Source organism: uncultured Bacteroides sp. (assembly GCF_910585845.1).
Taxonomy (GTDB): Bacteria; Bacteroidota; Bacteroidia; order Bacteroidales; family Bacteroidaceae; genus Bacteroides.
The window spans coordinates 25,831-39,998 of the sequence record NZ_CAJUHF010000001.1 but is presented as its reverse complement, the minus strand read 5'-3'; the positions used below and the strand labels follow the sequence as shown (position 1 = coordinate 39,998).

General features: G+C 45.9%; 13 protein-coding genes. 9 read left to right on the top strand and 4 right to left on the bottom strand.

The window, feature by feature from the left end; all coding sequences use genetic code 11:
• Positions 1-94 precede the first annotated feature (94 nt).
• The 5 genes from QZ323_RS00140 (at position 95) to QZ323_RS00120 (ending at position 3,441) form a co-directional block, all read left to right on the top strand.
• Positions 95-1,099, top strand: a complete 1,005-nt coding sequence (locus QZ323_RS00140; protein ID WP_294631900.1) for a 2-oxoacid:ferredoxin oxidoreductase subunit beta — start codon at positions 95-97, stop codon at positions 1,097-1,099.
• 318 nt (positions 1,100-1,417) lie between these two features.
• Positions 1,418-1,909 carry a DUF4252 domain-containing protein gene (locus tag QZ323_RS00135; protein WP_294631899.1) on the top strand — a complete coding sequence of 164 codons (492 nt, stop codon included), beginning with the start codon at positions 1,418-1,420 and terminating at the stop codon, positions 1,907-1,909.
• Positions 1,906-2,412: a sigma-70 family RNA polymerase sigma factor gene (locus QZ323_RS00130; protein ID WP_294631898.1), complete on the top strand. Its 507-nt coding sequence runs from the start codon at positions 1,906-1,908 to the stop codon at positions 2,410-2,412. The genes QZ323_RS00135 and QZ323_RS00130 overlap by 4 nt, the downstream gene beginning before the upstream one ends.
• Positions 2,413-2,416: 4 nt before the next feature.
• Complete coding sequence (locus QZ323_RS00125) at positions 2,417-2,986, top strand: hypothetical protein (RefSeq protein ID WP_294631897.1); 570 nt, start codon at positions 2,417-2,419, stop codon at positions 2,984-2,986.
• Positions 2,987-2,988: 2 nt separating this feature from the next.
• On the top strand, positions 2,989-3,441 hold the full coding sequence (locus QZ323_RS00120) for a DUF4252 domain-containing protein (RefSeq protein ID WP_294631896.1): 453 nt from the start codon (positions 2,989-2,991) through the stop codon (positions 3,439-3,441).
• Positions 3,442-3,451: 10 nt separating this feature from the next.
• On the opposite strand, the gene upp is transcribed toward QZ323_RS00120, so the two are convergent.
• The gene (gene upp / locus QZ323_RS00115; RefSeq protein ID WP_294631895.1) at positions 3,452-4,111 is read right to left on the bottom strand and encodes a uracil phosphoribosyltransferase; all 660 of its coding nucleotides are present in this window, start codon (positions 4,109-4,111) and stop codon (positions 3,452-3,454) included.
• 391 nt (positions 4,112-4,502) lie between these two features.
• On the opposite strand from upp, the gene pckA reads away from it, so the two are divergent.
• Positions 4,503-6,110, top strand: coding sequence for a phosphoenolpyruvate carboxykinase (ATP) (pckA, locus tag QZ323_RS00110; protein ID WP_294631894.1), 1,608 nt, complete (start codon positions 4,503-4,505; stop codon positions 6,108-6,110).
• A 154-nt stretch (positions 6,111-6,264) separates the two neighbouring features.
• Positions 6,265-6,912 (top strand): nitroreductase, encoded by a 648-nt coding sequence (locus QZ323_RS00105; protein ID WP_294631893.1) that lies wholly within the window; start codon positions 6,265-6,267, stop codon positions 6,910-6,912.
• A gap of 291 nt (positions 6,913-7,203) precedes the next feature.
• Here QZ323_RS00105 and typA read toward each other — a convergent pair whose 3' ends face one another.
• On the bottom strand, positions 7,204-9,003 hold the full coding sequence (gene typA / locus QZ323_RS00100) for a translational GTPase TypA (protein ID WP_294631892.1): 1,800 nt from the start codon (positions 9,001-9,003) through the stop codon (positions 7,204-7,206).
• Positions 9,004-9,173: 170 nt separating this feature from the next.
• Between typA and QZ323_RS00095 the strand changes: the two genes are divergently transcribed.
• Together QZ323_RS00095 and rpsO are read left to right on the top strand one after the other, a co-directional pair.
• Complete coding sequence (locus QZ323_RS00095) at positions 9,174-9,884, top strand: DUF5036 family protein (protein ID WP_294631891.1); 711 nt, start codon at positions 9,174-9,176, stop codon at positions 9,882-9,884.
• Positions 9,885-10,014: 130 nt separating this feature from the next.
• The gene (rpsO, locus tag QZ323_RS00090) at positions 10,015-10,284 is read left to right on the top strand and encodes a 30S ribosomal protein S15 (RefSeq protein WP_294631890.1); all 270 of its coding nucleotides are present in this window, start codon (positions 10,015-10,017) and stop codon (positions 10,282-10,284) included.
• A gap of 360 nt (positions 10,285-10,644) precedes the next feature.
• On the opposite strand, the gene QZ323_RS00085 is transcribed toward rpsO, so the two are convergent.
• Positions 10,645-11,208 (bottom strand): hypothetical protein, encoded by a 564-nt coding sequence (locus tag QZ323_RS00085; protein WP_294631889.1) that lies wholly within the window; start codon positions 11,206-11,208, stop codon positions 10,645-10,647.
• Complete coding sequence (locus QZ323_RS00080) at positions 11,171-14,125, bottom strand: DUF6443 domain-containing protein (RefSeq protein ID WP_294631888.1); 2,955 nt, start codon at positions 14,123-14,125, stop codon at positions 11,171-11,173. Before QZ323_RS00080 ends, QZ323_RS00085 begins: the two co-directional genes overlap by 38 nt.
• Between the last annotated feature and the right edge of the window lie 43 nt (positions 14,126-14,168).

Here is a 14,168-nt window from a genome sequence, read left to right as displayed (position 1 = left end):
GTGAAAATTGAAAATAAAGAGGGATGAATAAAGACTTCCACTCTGTAATTTTCAGTCTTCCAACTTCAATCTTCCACTTTAAAAAAAGAATATTATGAACGAATATACAGCAAAAGACTTCAAAAAAGGACAGCCACGTTGGTGTCCGGGTTGCGGTGACCACTTCTTCCTGAACTCACTGCACAAAGCATTGGCAGAAATCAGTGTTAAGCCTTGGGAAACTGCCGTCATCTCAGGTATCGGCTGCTCCAGCCGCTTGCCCTACTACATGAATACCTACGCGATGCAGACCATCCACGGACGTGCTGCCGCCATCTCTACCGGATGTAAGGTTGCCAATCCGGCACTGAGCGTATGGCAGGTATCCGGTGACGGTGACGGACTTGCCATCGGTGGTAACCACTTCATCCATGCCATCCGACGTAACATAGACATTAATATCCTGTTGCTGAACAACCGTATCTACGGTCTGACCAAAGGACAATATTCCCCAACCTCCCCCCGTGGATTCGTAAGCAAATCTTCCCCTTACGGTACAGTGGAAGATCCCTTCCGTCCTGCCGAACTCTGCTTTGGCGCCCGCGGTCGTTTCTTTGCCCGTTGCGTGGCTACGGACGGTCCCGGAACAGTGGAAATCCTGAAAGCAGCCGCCAAGCATAAAGGTGCCGCTGTATGCGAGATCCTGCAACACTGCGTCATCTTCAATGACGGTACGCATGAAGCTGTTTATACCAAGGACGGACGTGCCAAGAACGCCATCTATTTGGAACACGGCAAACCGATGCTCTTCGGCGAGAACAAAGAATTCGGACTGATGCAGGAAGGTTTCGGACTGAAAGTGGTGAAACTGGGAGAGAACGGTATCAGCGAAAAAGATATCCTCGTACATGATGCACACTGCATGGACAACACCCTGCAACTGAAGCTTGCCTTGATGGAAGGTCCTGACTTCCCGGTTGCCCTGGGTGTGATTCGCGACGTGGATGCCCCGACCTACAACGATGCCGTCGAAGAACAGATAGAAGAAGTATCGGCAAAGAAGAAGTACCACAACTTCAAGGAGTTACTGATGACGAACGACATCTGGGAAGTGAAATAAACCAACAACTTCCCCTGCTTAGGGAGGTGTATCAAAACTAATTTTCACCACAGATTACCCGGATTAGCACGGATTATCCTACTTGATAATCAAGCTTTTCAAAAGAGATCCGTGTCAATCTGAGTAATCTGTGGCGTGTTTTGATGCACCTCCTTCTTGTAAACAACCGCTACATCTGGAACAAACAACTGCCACAGCCGAAACTTTTCTCTCTTTTTTGTGCACACCATGTAACAATAATCCGCCTCACCTTGTCTACCTTGTAGAATGCGCATCGAAAACAGATTAAAAACAACTCAAGTTAAACTGACAGAAAACATGAAAAAGATTATAGCAATATGCCTGTTGCTCGTTGCAGTACAAACGACCTGGGCTATCGACGCCAAACAAGTGTTCAACGAATTTAAAGAGGCAAGAAACGCTGAATATGTTTCCATCCCACGTTTCCTGATGAGACTGGGACTGATGTTTGTGGACAAAGATGAAGAGGACACCGAAACAAGACGCCTGATAAACAGCATCCATTCGATGAAGGTACTCGATTTGGAAAGATGCAGTAACAGCGTGAAACAGAATTTCATGAAACGCATCAACGCTCTCAACGAAGACCAATACGAAACCCTGATACGCGTCAGCGATGGAGACGACAAGGTGAAGATACTGGTCAGAGAAGAGAAAGAGATCATCAAAGAGATGCTCATCGTATGCAGTGGTTCCGAGGACTGCGCACTCATACAGTTCAAAGGCAATTTTAAGGAGAGCGACATTGATGCACTGGTGAAACAAGCGGAAAACCAACGGAAAGAATGAATGCCGACGAATTCAGACAGGCATTTCTGCCCATGCATGCACGCCTATATCGAGCTGCATACGCCTTGTTGGAAAATGCCCAGGATGCCGAAGACATCGTGCAGGAAGCATATCTGAAGCTATGGAACAAGCGCAACGAACTGGATATCCGCTCCAATGCCGCCGCCTACTGCGTGGCAATCGTGCGTAACCTCTGCTTCAACCTGATGCAAACCAAACGTTACCAGTCGGAAGAACCGCTGCCCGAACACATCGACCTCGGCGGAACCGACAATCCGGAGCTACAACTGGAGAGACGTGACGAACAGGCGCAACTCAAAGCACTCATCGCCAGCCTGCCCCTACAACAACGCAAAGTGTTGTGGTTACGTGACGTCAACGAATGTTCGTTCGAAGAGATAGAACAAGCCACGGGGATGAACGCCATCAATATACGCGTAACCCTCTCCAGAGCACGCAAAAGAATCAAAGAACAATTCAACCGTATAATCGGAAAGGAATAAGATAATGAAGACAGAAAAAGCAAAAGAATTACTGGAACGCTACTATCGAGGCGAAACCACCCTGCCGGAAGAACGGGCACTGAAAAGCCTCTTCCAGCAAGACGACATACCGGAAGAGCTGAAAGCCGACCGCGAAACCTTTCTCTTTCTTTCCTCCTTGTCACAACAGGAAGCCACTCTGCCCGCAGGACTGGAAGAGCGCCTCTCGGACAGTATCCGCCAATGGGAAACGGACGACACGCAACAACCGCGCCTGACACTGCACAAGCCGAAAGCCCGCATCGTGAGATGGTATGCAGGTATAGCTGCCGCACTGCTCATAGCCGCCGGTGCCGGACTCTACGTACAGCAAGCCAACGACCAACCGCGCGACACCTTCGATAACCCGCAACTGGCGTATGCAGAAGCCGAACGTGCCCTGCAACTATTCGCTGCCACCCTGAACAAGGGACAAAGCCACGTGGCAAAGGCCGAAAGCCGCACGCAACGGATAAGGGAACAGTTGGAGAAATGCTGCAACGCCCTTACCGACACCCCCGAAACCATAAATAATAACATCAAAAAGAGAAACTGATTATGAAAAAAGTATTTATCACATGGATATTCGTCCTGCTGGCATGCGCAGGATTACACGCACAAGAGAGCTTCTTCGAGAAGTTTGCTGACCGCAAAGGCGTCACCTCCGTCTACATCTCCAAAAGGATGTTTGGCATGATGAAAAATATCGATAGCGGAAACATCAACCTTGCCAACGTAGCCGGCAAAATAAACAGCATGCAAATCCTCACATGCGAAAATAAATCCGTAGCAGACGAATTACGCAAGGAAACCGCCCACATCAAACCCGAAAACGGCTACGAAGAACTGATACGCGTCAGAGAAGAGGGCGAACGCGTCACCATCTACGTCAAAGAAGGAAGCAAGGAGAACGAATACGTGTTACTGATCGATGAGCAGGACGAATTCACCATCATCCTGCTCAACGGACAACTCACCCTGGAAGAGATTCAGGGAGTAATCAACGACTGACGGGCAAGCCTCACAACTTGCCCCCGTATGCCAAGTCGCCGGCATCGCCCAGACCGGGCACAATGTACGAACGCTCGTTCAGCACAGGGTCGATGGCGGCGCACCACAACGTGACATCGTCATCCGGAAACAGGCGTTGCAAATGCTCCACGCCCTGACGGCTAGCAATGACGCAAGCAATCATCAGCCGTGCCGGACGACCTTTCGTCAAGAAAGCCTTGTAGGCCAGCTCCATACTCTCACCCGTGGCAAGCATAGGGTCTACGATCATCAGCGTCTTCTGCGACAGGTCGGGAGCGGCGATATATTCAATGTGCACATCCAATGTGCGACATTCCTTATCCTTATAATAACGGTATGCCGAAACAAACGCATTCCCGGCACGGTCGAACACATTAAGAAATCCCTGATGCAGCGGCAATCCGGCACGGAACACGGTAGCCACTACCACGTCATCATCGGGCGTACGGGCTTGCGCCACACCCAACGGAGTCTGTACCTGCTTGACGGAGTACGCCAGCTCTTTACTCATCTCATACGCCATAATCTCTCCGATACGCTCTATGTTCCTGCGGAACCGGAGGCGATCGCCCTGCACCTGCACATCCCTTATTTCAGCCACATACTGATTGAGGACAGAGTCAGTCTCGGCAAAATTCACTATCTTCATTTTATCTGGTTATTATTTATCCCTCTGCGGGATGATTGGTTCACTTTCTCCTTAACCGGGACACATCAGAAATGGAAACTCCAGTCCGCCCTACCGACATTAATCATAAAATCATAATTATACGCAAAGTAAACAAATTCCCGTGCAATTTGCAACATTCAGTTTGCAGATATTGTTATTGAGTTATAAAAGAATTCCCATTAGGGAAAAATTTCTCTAATAGCACATCTCTTTAAAAAGAAAGTATTACTTTTGTAGGCGAAAGACAAGGGACTTACCGAAAATGAGCTGATTTACTGCAATCCGGCCCCTTGCCTCAAAGGTATTAAAGACATTTTTAAAGGAAAGAGATTAGTAAACCAAATACCAAAATTTTAATTCATTAAAAGAAATGGCAAATTTAGATTTAAGCAAGTACGGTATCAAAGACGTGAAGGAAATTCTTCACAACCCGTCTTATGATGTATTGTTCGCTGAAGAAACCAAAGCTGATCTGGAAGGTTATGAAAAAGGTCAAGTAACCGAACTGGGTACAGTAAACGTAATGACTGGTATCTACACAGGACGTTCTCCCAAAGATAAATTCTTCGTATTGAATGAAGCCAGCAAAGACACTGTATGGTGGACTTCTGACGAGTATAAGAACGACAACAAGCCTTGCTCGGAAGAAGCTTGGGCTGACTTGAAAGCTAAAGCAGTAAACGAATTGAGCGGCAAGCGTCTGTTCGTTATCGATACATTCTGCGGTGCCAATGAAGCTACCCGCCTGAAAGTACGTTTCATCATGGAAGTAGCTTGGCAAGCACACTTCGTAACCAACATGTTCATCCGCCCCACTGCTGAAGAACTGGCTAACTACGGAGAACCCGATTTCGTATCATTCAACGCTGCTAAAGCTAAGGTTGACAACTACAAAGAACTGGGCTTGAACTCTGAGACAGCTACTGTATTCAACCTGAAGACCAAAGAACAGGTTATCCTGAACACTTGGTATGGCGGTGAAATGAAGAAGGGTATCTTCTCTATCATGAACTACCTGAACCCGCTCCGCGGCATCGCTTCTATGCACTGCTCTGCCAATACAAACATGGAAGGTACAGATTCTGCTATCTTCTTCGGTCTGTCCGGTACAGGTAAGACTACGCTCTCTACCGACCCGAAACGTCTGCTGATCGGTGACGACGAACACGGATGGGACGACGAAGGCGTATTCAACTACGAAGGCGGTTGCTATGCCAAGGTTATCAACCTGGACAAAGAAAGCGAACCCGATATCTACAACGCCATCAAGCGCGACGCCCTGCTGGAAAACGTTACTGTTGACGCAGAAGGCAAGATCGACTTCGCAGACAAGAGCGTAACAGAAAACACTCGTGTTTCTTATCCTATCTATCATATCAACAACATCGTTAAGCCGTTGTCAAAAGGTCCTCACGCACATCAGGTAATCTTCCTGTCTGCTGACGCCTTCGGTGTATTGCCTCCGGTATCTATCCTGAACCCGGATCAGGCTCAATACTACTTCCTGTCAGGTTTCACTGCTAAGTTGGCTGGTACAGAACGTGGTATCACTGAACCGACTCCGACATTCTCTGCTTGCTTCGGTGCTGCTTTCTTGAGCTTGCATCCTACGAAATATGCAGAAGAGCTGGTTAAGAAGATGGAAAAAGTAGGTGCTAAGGCATACTTGGTTAACACTGGCTGGAACGGTACTGGCAAGCGTATCTCTATCCGCGACACTCGTGGTATCATCGACGCCATCCTCGACGGTTCTATCGACAAGGCTCCGACGAAGGTTATTCCTTTCTTCGACTTCGTAGTTCCGACAGAGTTGCCGGGTGTTGATCCGAAGATCCTCGACCCGCGCGACACTTACGAATGTGCTTGCAAGTGGGAAGAGAAAGCTAAAGACTTGGCTGGTCGCTTCATCAAGAACTTCGCTAAGTTCACTGGCAACGAAGCTGGTAAAGCACTGGTTGCTGCTGGTCCGAAGCTCTAATCTGAAACTGACAGATTTATCTAATATAAGAAAGGTGGTCTCCGAATGTGGAGATCACCTTTTGTTTTTAAAGTATATGTTTTTTCATAAGTAACCACCTCGCAATTATACTTTTTTTGTTAGCTTTGCAGAAATCAATATTAAATAAAGCAATATGAAGAATATCAAATTGATGTTGGCGGGCATCAGCCTGTTGCTGTTCTGCGGATGCGGTACGCAAATGCAGAAAGAGAATGAAACTACAAGTATAAAGGAAAACAAAGGAAACACAATCGTCGAAAACATGATGTCACGACGCAGCATCCGTAAGTACAAACCGCAGCCCGTAGGCCGAGACACCATGCAAGTAATCTTGAACTGCGGCATCAATGCCCCTAACGGACAGAACAAACAGTCGTGGGAGATACGCGTGGTGGACAATCCGGAATTTATCAACGGCATCACCGAAGTTTTCAAAAAGCAGAACCCCAAAGCAGCGGAAGATCCGAACTTCCGGAACATGTTCCGCAATGCCCCCACAGTAGTATTCATTGCCAACGACAAATCCTATGACATGTCGCAAATAGACTGCGGACTGCTGGGCGAGAACATGATTCTTGCCGCCTGGTCCATGGGGATAGGTTCTTGCTGTCTGGGCAGTTCGGCACGTTTCATGACATCCACTCCCGAAGCCGCCGAGTATCTGAAGAAACTGGACATCCCCGAAGGATATGAACTGCTGTACTGCATCGCCTTCGGTTATCCCGACGAAACACCGAAAGCCAAACCCAGAAACGCGGAGAAGATCAGATTCATCGACTAAAAAAGGCAAAAGGCTTGAGCAGCATAAACAGATAAGGGCAATTGCATAAACAGATAAGTGCAATTGCACAAACAGGTAAGTGGTAATTGCACAAACAGGTAAGTGGTAATTGCACAAACAGGTAAGTGGTAATTGCACAAACAAATAAATTCGACTGCATAAACATACAAGTTTATGCCATATAAACAAAATAAGGAGTGCTTCATTTATCACAAAGTACTCCTTATTATTTTATTATCGGATGATTATCGCTTCATACGCTATCATCGCATTATCTATCATTGCGCCACATCAGTTCTTGTTCGCACGTTTACGCTCTATTTCATCCAGGATGACCTTACGCATACGCATCGCCTTCGGCGTTACTTCCACATATTCATCCTCCTTGATGTACTCCAACGCCTCTTCCAAAGAGAACTGTACGGGCGGAATCAGACGAGCCTTATCGTCCGAACCGGAAGCACGCATGTTGGTCAGTTTCTTCGACTTCGTGACGTTGATTACCAGATCATTGTCGTGCGAATGCTCTCCCACTACCTGACCGGCATACACCTCTTCTTGCGGGAAGATGAAAAACTTACCGCGATCCTGCAACTTATCGATGGCGTAGGCAAATGCCGTACCCGTCTCCATAGCAATCATAGAACCGTTGGTGCGGCGTTCGATTTCTCCCTTATAAGGCTGATACTCCCGGAAGCGATGTGCCATGATGGCTTCACCTGCAGAAGCGGTCAGCACATTGGTACGCAGTCCGATGATACCACGCGAAGGCATATTAAATTCCAAGTTCACACGCTCGCCCGCACTCTCCATCTTCACCATTTCGCCCTTACGGCGGGTCACCATATCGATAATCTTGCTGGCATACTCTTCGGGCACGTTCACCGTCAACTCTTCAATCGGCTCGCACTTCACACCGTCAATCTCCTTGAAGATAACCTGCGGCTGACCTACCTGAAGCTCGTATCCTTCGCGACGCATCGTCTCAATCAATACCGAGAGATGAAGCACGCCACGGCCGGATACCACCCATTTTCCGTCTTCCATACTTTTTGCCACACGCAGTGCAAGGTTCTTGTCCAACTCCTTCATCAGGCGGTCGTGAATGTGACGCGAGGTCACAAACTTGCCTTCGCGCCCGAAGAACGGCGAGTCGTTGATGGTGAACAGCATGCTCATGGTCGGTTCGTCGATAGCGATAGGCGGCAGGGCTTCCGGATTCTCGAAGTCGCAGATCGTATCTCCGATTTCGAACCCTTCGATACCCACCAGCGCACAAATGTCACCGGAAGAAACTTCGGTAGTCTTCGTGCGTCCCAAGCCTTCGAATGTATGCAGTTCTTTGATTTTCGCCTTGACAATGCTTCCGTCACGCTTGGCAAGAGAAACATTCATGCCCTCCTTGAGCGTACCCCGATGTACACGACCCACGGCGATACGTCCGGTATAGGAGGAATAGTCCAACGAAGTCACCAACATCTGTGGCGTACCTTCCAGTTGTGTGGGTGCCGGTATGTTTTCGACGATGCAATCCAGCAAGGCGAAAATGTTGTCGGCAGGCGTTTTCCAGTCTGTACTCATCCAGTTGTTCTTTGCAGAACCGTAGATGACGGGAAAATCCAGTTGCTCTTCCGTAGCCTCAAGACTGAACATCAAGTCGAACACCATTTCATACACTTCTTCGGGACGGCAGTTCGGTTTGTCCACTTTGTTCACCACAACAATGGGTTTCAGTCCGATCTGCAACGCTTTCTGTAACACGAAACGCGTCTGCGGCATCGGTCCTTCGAAAGCGTCCACCAACAGGATGCATCCATCCGCCATGTTCAACACGCGTTCTACTTCTCCTCCGAAGTCGCTGTGTCCCGGAGTATCAATGATGTTGATTTTAGTTCCTTTGTAATTGATGGAAACGTTTTTGGAAAGAATCGTTATTCCTCGTTCGCGCTCCAAGTCGTTGTTATCCAGCATTAATTCACCTGTGCTCTGATTACTGCGGAAAAGGTTTCCTGCCAAGAGCATCTTATCAACGAGCGTCGTTTTCCCATGATCGACATGGGCAATGATTGCAATATTCCTAATATTTTGCATACAATACCTATTATTTGGCTGCAAAGATAGCGCAAAGCGAAAGCAGATGCAAATAAATTGGCAATTTGCTTGCTTTGCTTCCCGTTTTTCTTTTTATTTGTACGGTTATTCATGGTATTCATGGAATAGCCCGCTACTAAACATTATTAACTACATAAACAAGTATGAAAATGAAAAAGACACTCACTGTTTTATGCTGTCTCTACGCTCTTATTATCTGTTCATGCAGCAACGATGACGATTGGGATATGCCTGCCGATGCCATTACCTTAAACATGATGAATGAAGAGAATGGCAAGACTGTCTTAGGACAGTCCGACCTCTACATCAACGCTGCCAACAACTTCTACACCTCCCACTGCGGCATTACCGAAGCAAACGGGGGCAGCTACAACAAGCCGGCATTGTCTCAACTGACCCATGAAATTGCCGTAAAACCGGGAAAGCGTTATCAAGTATTCCCTTCTGCCCTGATTCATACTTTTCCTTCCGGCACATACGCTTTCCAACAGAACGAGGTGTTCTATAACCTTCGTGTGGAGAACTTCATCAAGAACGGTGATGAAATAACGGGAGCAGTCGTGACTTATGCCGAAACCTATCCCGAAGCCACCGGATTACCCCAGTGGGACGAGACCATTGGTACACTGAACAATCTGGGCGAAATCGTCTCCTACTCCTTCCCCAAAGGGAGCGAGATAGAATGGGAGGGACAAAGCTACTCGGACGACAGTGCTTTCGACATCACCATCCGAGGCAATGAACTGACGGTTACGCTGCTGAAGCCTGTAAACCAGGTAAGCGGCCCCTACGGATGGTTTTACATATATGTCCGCAACGGGCATACATTTACCCGCGTAATGGTGAAAGTAGGGTGTTGACGTGCCCGCCAACTTGCAATTCTACGCCAAAGCCATAAAAAAACATTGTAAATCATTGCTATATGAAAGATTATCCCTATCTTTGCAGCCGTTTTAAAGAACATTATATTATCAATATCAATTAAAAGTTATGTATTTAGACGCTGCTAAAAAGCAAGAGATCTTTGGCAAGTACGGAAAGTCTAACACTGATACTGGCTCAGCTGAGGCCCAGATAGCTTTGTTTTCATACCGTATTTCCCACCTGACTGAGCACATGAAGCTCAACAGAAAAGATTATAGTACTGAAAGAGCCTTGACCATGTTGGTAGGTAAACGCCGTTCGTTGCTGAACTACCTGAAAGACCGCGACATCGAAAGATATCGTGCCATCGTTAAAGAGCTCGGTCTGCGTAAGTAATTCCATACTTGCAGCAAAGAGACAAAAAAAGAGGGTGTATCGCTTCATTACGATACACCCTCTTTTCGTAGGAACACATTCCGTGAAAGTATGTCAAAACGCCTTTTTGGTCGTCACATAATTACGATTAACAAGAAAGATTTTGAAAAAGCTATCCTAATATATAGGATAAATATATCTAATATTAGGATAGCAATTAAATAAATTTCATCAGAAATATTAAACTCAATTTACGAGTATCATTTCACTATTAAAAATTGACAAATAAAAGTCTCAAAGGCATAAGAACAAATATACTTATCATCCTATATTCGAATGCCTAACTATAAACAAATACGGACATACAGGTTGTCCTTATCATTAAGGTTTTTCTATATACATATTTCCTGATTCACATTCGATATGCATATAATATCCATATTGCTGTAGTATATATATAATATATCGTTCTTCTGATAAAGTCAACTCCCCCTCACGTGGAGAAAACCATATATCATCGAAATAAGCAGAAAGCAGACCTTGAACTCCTTCATTTCCATATATTGAATCTATATTGAATTGAGGAGTAACCATATATCCTTTCAATTGCATAAATGACAAACTATCTACAGTCAGAGTATCCTTATATGAAAGACTAATAAAATCCTTGTAATGTAAAGAGGGGAAAAATTCATCCTCATCTACCCTCCTTAATATATATAATAAATTATTACTCTCTAAAACAATACAACAAGTAGAGTCACGCCATTTAATATTTATAGATATCATATCCGGTGAAGTAGTTCCATAATAATCAGAAAGTATAACTTCTTCCCTCCTATTAGCATGTAGCATACAGAAAAATACAAGTATTATTCCACCGCCAATTATTAAAAACAAAGGAAACTTATTCCAGTAATTCTTTTGGGATTTTTCTTGTTCCATACATAGTTCTTTTTGGATCACCAGTTTTTCTTCTAATCTTATTTTCTGTATTAACAGCACGTACATCCATAATCTTTATACCATTTTCTATCGTTTCACCAGTAGCATACTTTTTATCTAAGTCAAATGAATGTTGAAGTTCATGGCTTAGGCCTACTCTTGGACTCCTTTTTTCGCGATCCAAACTACCTCTTTTTTGATTGTAAGGATTATAAAAGATTTTACTACCTTGCGAAACTTTCTTTTTCATTTTATCACCATCATACTCAACCGAATTAAATTGTCCTTTCTTTGGCATCGTAATGTAATGCAAATTTCTACTTTCTTCCAATTCAGATATTATTTTAGCAACATCTGCATCGTCTTTTTTCAGCTGTTGCAAGTCTGCTTTCACTGTTTTCTGATATTTTGTATCACTTCCAAAAGCCATTCGAACATTATCAAATAAACCATTAGGATTGGGCGCTACAATAATCGTATCCCCGTTCACATCAATATTCCTTACCGGATTATTAGCGCCATACTGATACGTTGATAGCGACTGATATTTCTCTGCAAATCGGTCATTGGTATGGAATCTTCCCAGTGCCGCATCATAATGCCTTGCCCCGTAATCATACCAGTTCAAGCCTTTCTTATTGTCGTACTCCTTGCCATTGTACTTATAAGGCTGGACGGAACTACTTGAAGCAAACATCCCTCCGAACGGATAATAGTGATTCGTTTCCTCTACCGTCCCGCTCTGGTTGATGACCACACGGTTGTTTCCCTGATGATCCTGCAAGTAATAATGATACTTGTTGTCGTTCAGGGTGACATAACCTTCTTCCGTCAGCAACAACTTCTGGACACCATTCTCATAGATCACGTCTCCGCAATAGTCCGTGGTGGTGGTCGTACTGCCTATCTTGTGTACTGTACGCAACTTCGTGCCGTCAGCAGTATATGTATAGGCAATAGTACTTCCGTCACCAAATGTAACCTTGCTTGGCAAATTTAAGAAATTATATTGAATATCAGTGATATTCTTATTCAAATCTTTAGTTAAATTTCCATTGGCATCGTAGGCGTATTCGTTTGCCTGCTTTACGGCATCCTTGAACTCGAAACCGTTGTTGTAGGCGGAAGCGGTCACTGCATCGTCTACGCGGGTCAGTTGGTTCCCGCTCAAGGTGAAAGTGAGGTTGTCTATGAGGCCGTAGGACGAAGCGGCAGTCTGTCCGTAGCGTTGCAATGACCTGATGTTTCCGTTCTTGTCATATCCCGTCACGTTCTCGCTGAAGCGGTTGGCGTTGGTATTGATGGCGGCTGTCTCGCCGTATGTGGCGTTCAGCATGCGGTCCAGGCCGTCGTAAGTGAACTTGTAGCCGCGTACGGTACTTTCCGTTCCGGCTTTCCAGGTCATGCTGCTGATGTTGCCGTTGTACCTTGCAGTGCCGTTTCCGGTGTTATAGTACAGGTTCTGCGTAAACTTGTTGCCGCTGATTCCGGTCAGCCAGCTGCGGACATTGTATGTATAGGTCAGTTTGTTCGTGACACTGCCATGCAGGGACTTCGATTGCAGGCGGTTCAAGTCGTCATACATATAGTCGGCAAGGGTCACTATCATACCGTTCAGGATGTGTTTCACCTTGATGAGGCGGTCGCTATAGTCATAGATGTAGTTGTACTCTCTTGTCTTTGAGTTCTGTCCTGTGGCCGTATGGGTATATATTACGCTTTGGGGCTTGCCGGAAAATGTATAAGTAGTGGTGGTTCTGTCGTAGCCGCCAAGCAGGTTACTTTCGACGGTTTTCACTACACGCCCCCGGATGTCGTAATACAAAGTCGAGTACAGTTTGGTGCCGTTGCCCAGTACCGCAATCTCACAACCGGTCAGCAGACCCTTGGCATAGCCTAAAGTGTCTTTTACGAAGCAGCTGTCAGTAAAGCCGCCCGTACCCACGAAGCTATAGTCGTCGTAATGGTTCCGCACGTGTACCGTCGCATTGGAAGAAACGTTCTTTCCGGTACATTCTCCCTGTTGAACCAAGCGGTTCAGATTGTCATAAAGATAATAAGTCCACGTTGGTATATTCCGGGCACGCTGGTTTCCGTCCTGAGAGAAGATCAGGCGGTCGTAGGTGTCGTAGACGTATTCGATGTACTGTGTGCCGGGCAACTTTTTCCGTACACAACGGTTGAATCCGTCGTATTCATACTGATATGCATAAAGATTGAGTACATCAATACTGATATTGCCATTTATAGCCGGTGGCAATACATAACGCAGATTACCATAATTATCATAGACATAATAGGTATCAAGCGTTTCGCTGCCGTTCATCCTGCGTTCGAGTAAGGCACGGCCTATCTTGTCCATAAAGGTATAGGATGCATTCCCGTCCTCATCTGTTGTGCGGGTTACGTTCAGTGTGCCGTTGGCATAATCCCCTGAAGCCTCTAAAGCGCCTGCCGGAGTTATTTTATACCGGATACAGCGCAATTGCGCAGTCGTATCGTTGCCCATAAACTCTGTTGCAACGGGATGCCCGCTGTACCAGTCAGCTCCCGCCCCGTACTTTTTCAGGATCCGGTTCTGCGGAGAAGTCTCGTAAACAATCTCTTGATAAGGGCGGGAGTCGTTGTCGTAGCTGCCGGGTGCACTACTTTTGAAACTGGTTGGAACAAGATAATCGGAAGGTACGACTATAGGAAGCCAGGCTTTTGTCTCACGCTCTGCCATATCATATTCTTGCAGTGTGGCAAGAGACACACCTTTCTTGTTGTTGTTCTCTATCGCCTTGTTCACTGTCTGGAACGGACGGCCTAATCCATCGTAATAAACCACCTTGCTCAAGTAAGATTTCATGTCGGGTTTTAGCATGGTACGGGTCAGGATGTAGTTTTGGGAATTGTCCTGAGCGTATCCTACCATTGTTTGAAATAGCAATAAGTATAATAATAGATAAATTCGTTTC

Coding starts and splice junctions, on each gene's coding strand:
- QZ323_RS00140 (WP_294631900.1), top strand. CDS start 95: ATGAACGAATATACAGCAAAAGACTTCAAAAAAGGACAGCCACGTTGG.
- QZ323_RS00135 (WP_294631899.1), top strand. CDS start 1,418: ATGAAAAAGATTATAGCAATATGCCTGTTGCTCGTTGCAGTACAAACG.
- QZ323_RS00130 (WP_294631898.1), top strand. CDS start 1,906: ATGAATGCCGACGAATTCAGACAGGCATTTCTGCCCATGCATGCACGC.
- QZ323_RS00125 (WP_294631897.1), top strand. CDS start 2,417: ATGAAGACAGAAAAAGCAAAAGAATTACTGGAACGCTACTATCGAGGC.
- QZ323_RS00120 (WP_294631896.1), top strand. CDS start 2,989: ATGAAAAAAGTATTTATCACATGGATATTCGTCCTGCTGGCATGCGCA.
- upp (WP_294631895.1), bottom strand. CDS start 4,111: ATGAAGATAGTGAATTTTGCCGAGACTGACTCTGTCCTCAATCAGTAT.
- pckA (WP_294631894.1), top strand. CDS start 4,503: ATGGCAAATTTAGATTTAAGCAAGTACGGTATCAAAGACGTGAAGGAA.
- QZ323_RS00105 (WP_294631893.1), top strand. CDS start 6,265: ATGAAGAATATCAAATTGATGTTGGCGGGCATCAGCCTGTTGCTGTTC.
- typA (WP_294631892.1), bottom strand. CDS start 9,003: ATGCAAAATATTAGGAATATTGCAATCATTGCCCATGTCGATCATGGG.
- QZ323_RS00095 (WP_294631891.1), top strand. CDS start 9,174: ATGAAAAAGACACTCACTGTTTTATGCTGTCTCTACGCTCTTATTATC.
- rpsO (WP_294631890.1), top strand. CDS start 10,015: ATGTATTTAGACGCTGCTAAAAAGCAAGAGATCTTTGGCAAGTACGGA.
- QZ323_RS00085 (WP_294631889.1), bottom strand. CDS start 11,208: ATGGAACAAGAAAAATCCCAAAAGAATTACTGGAATAAGTTTCCTTTG.
- QZ323_RS00080 (WP_294631888.1), bottom strand. CDS start 14,125: ATGGTAGGATACGCTCAGGACAATTCCCAAAACTACATCCTGACCCGT.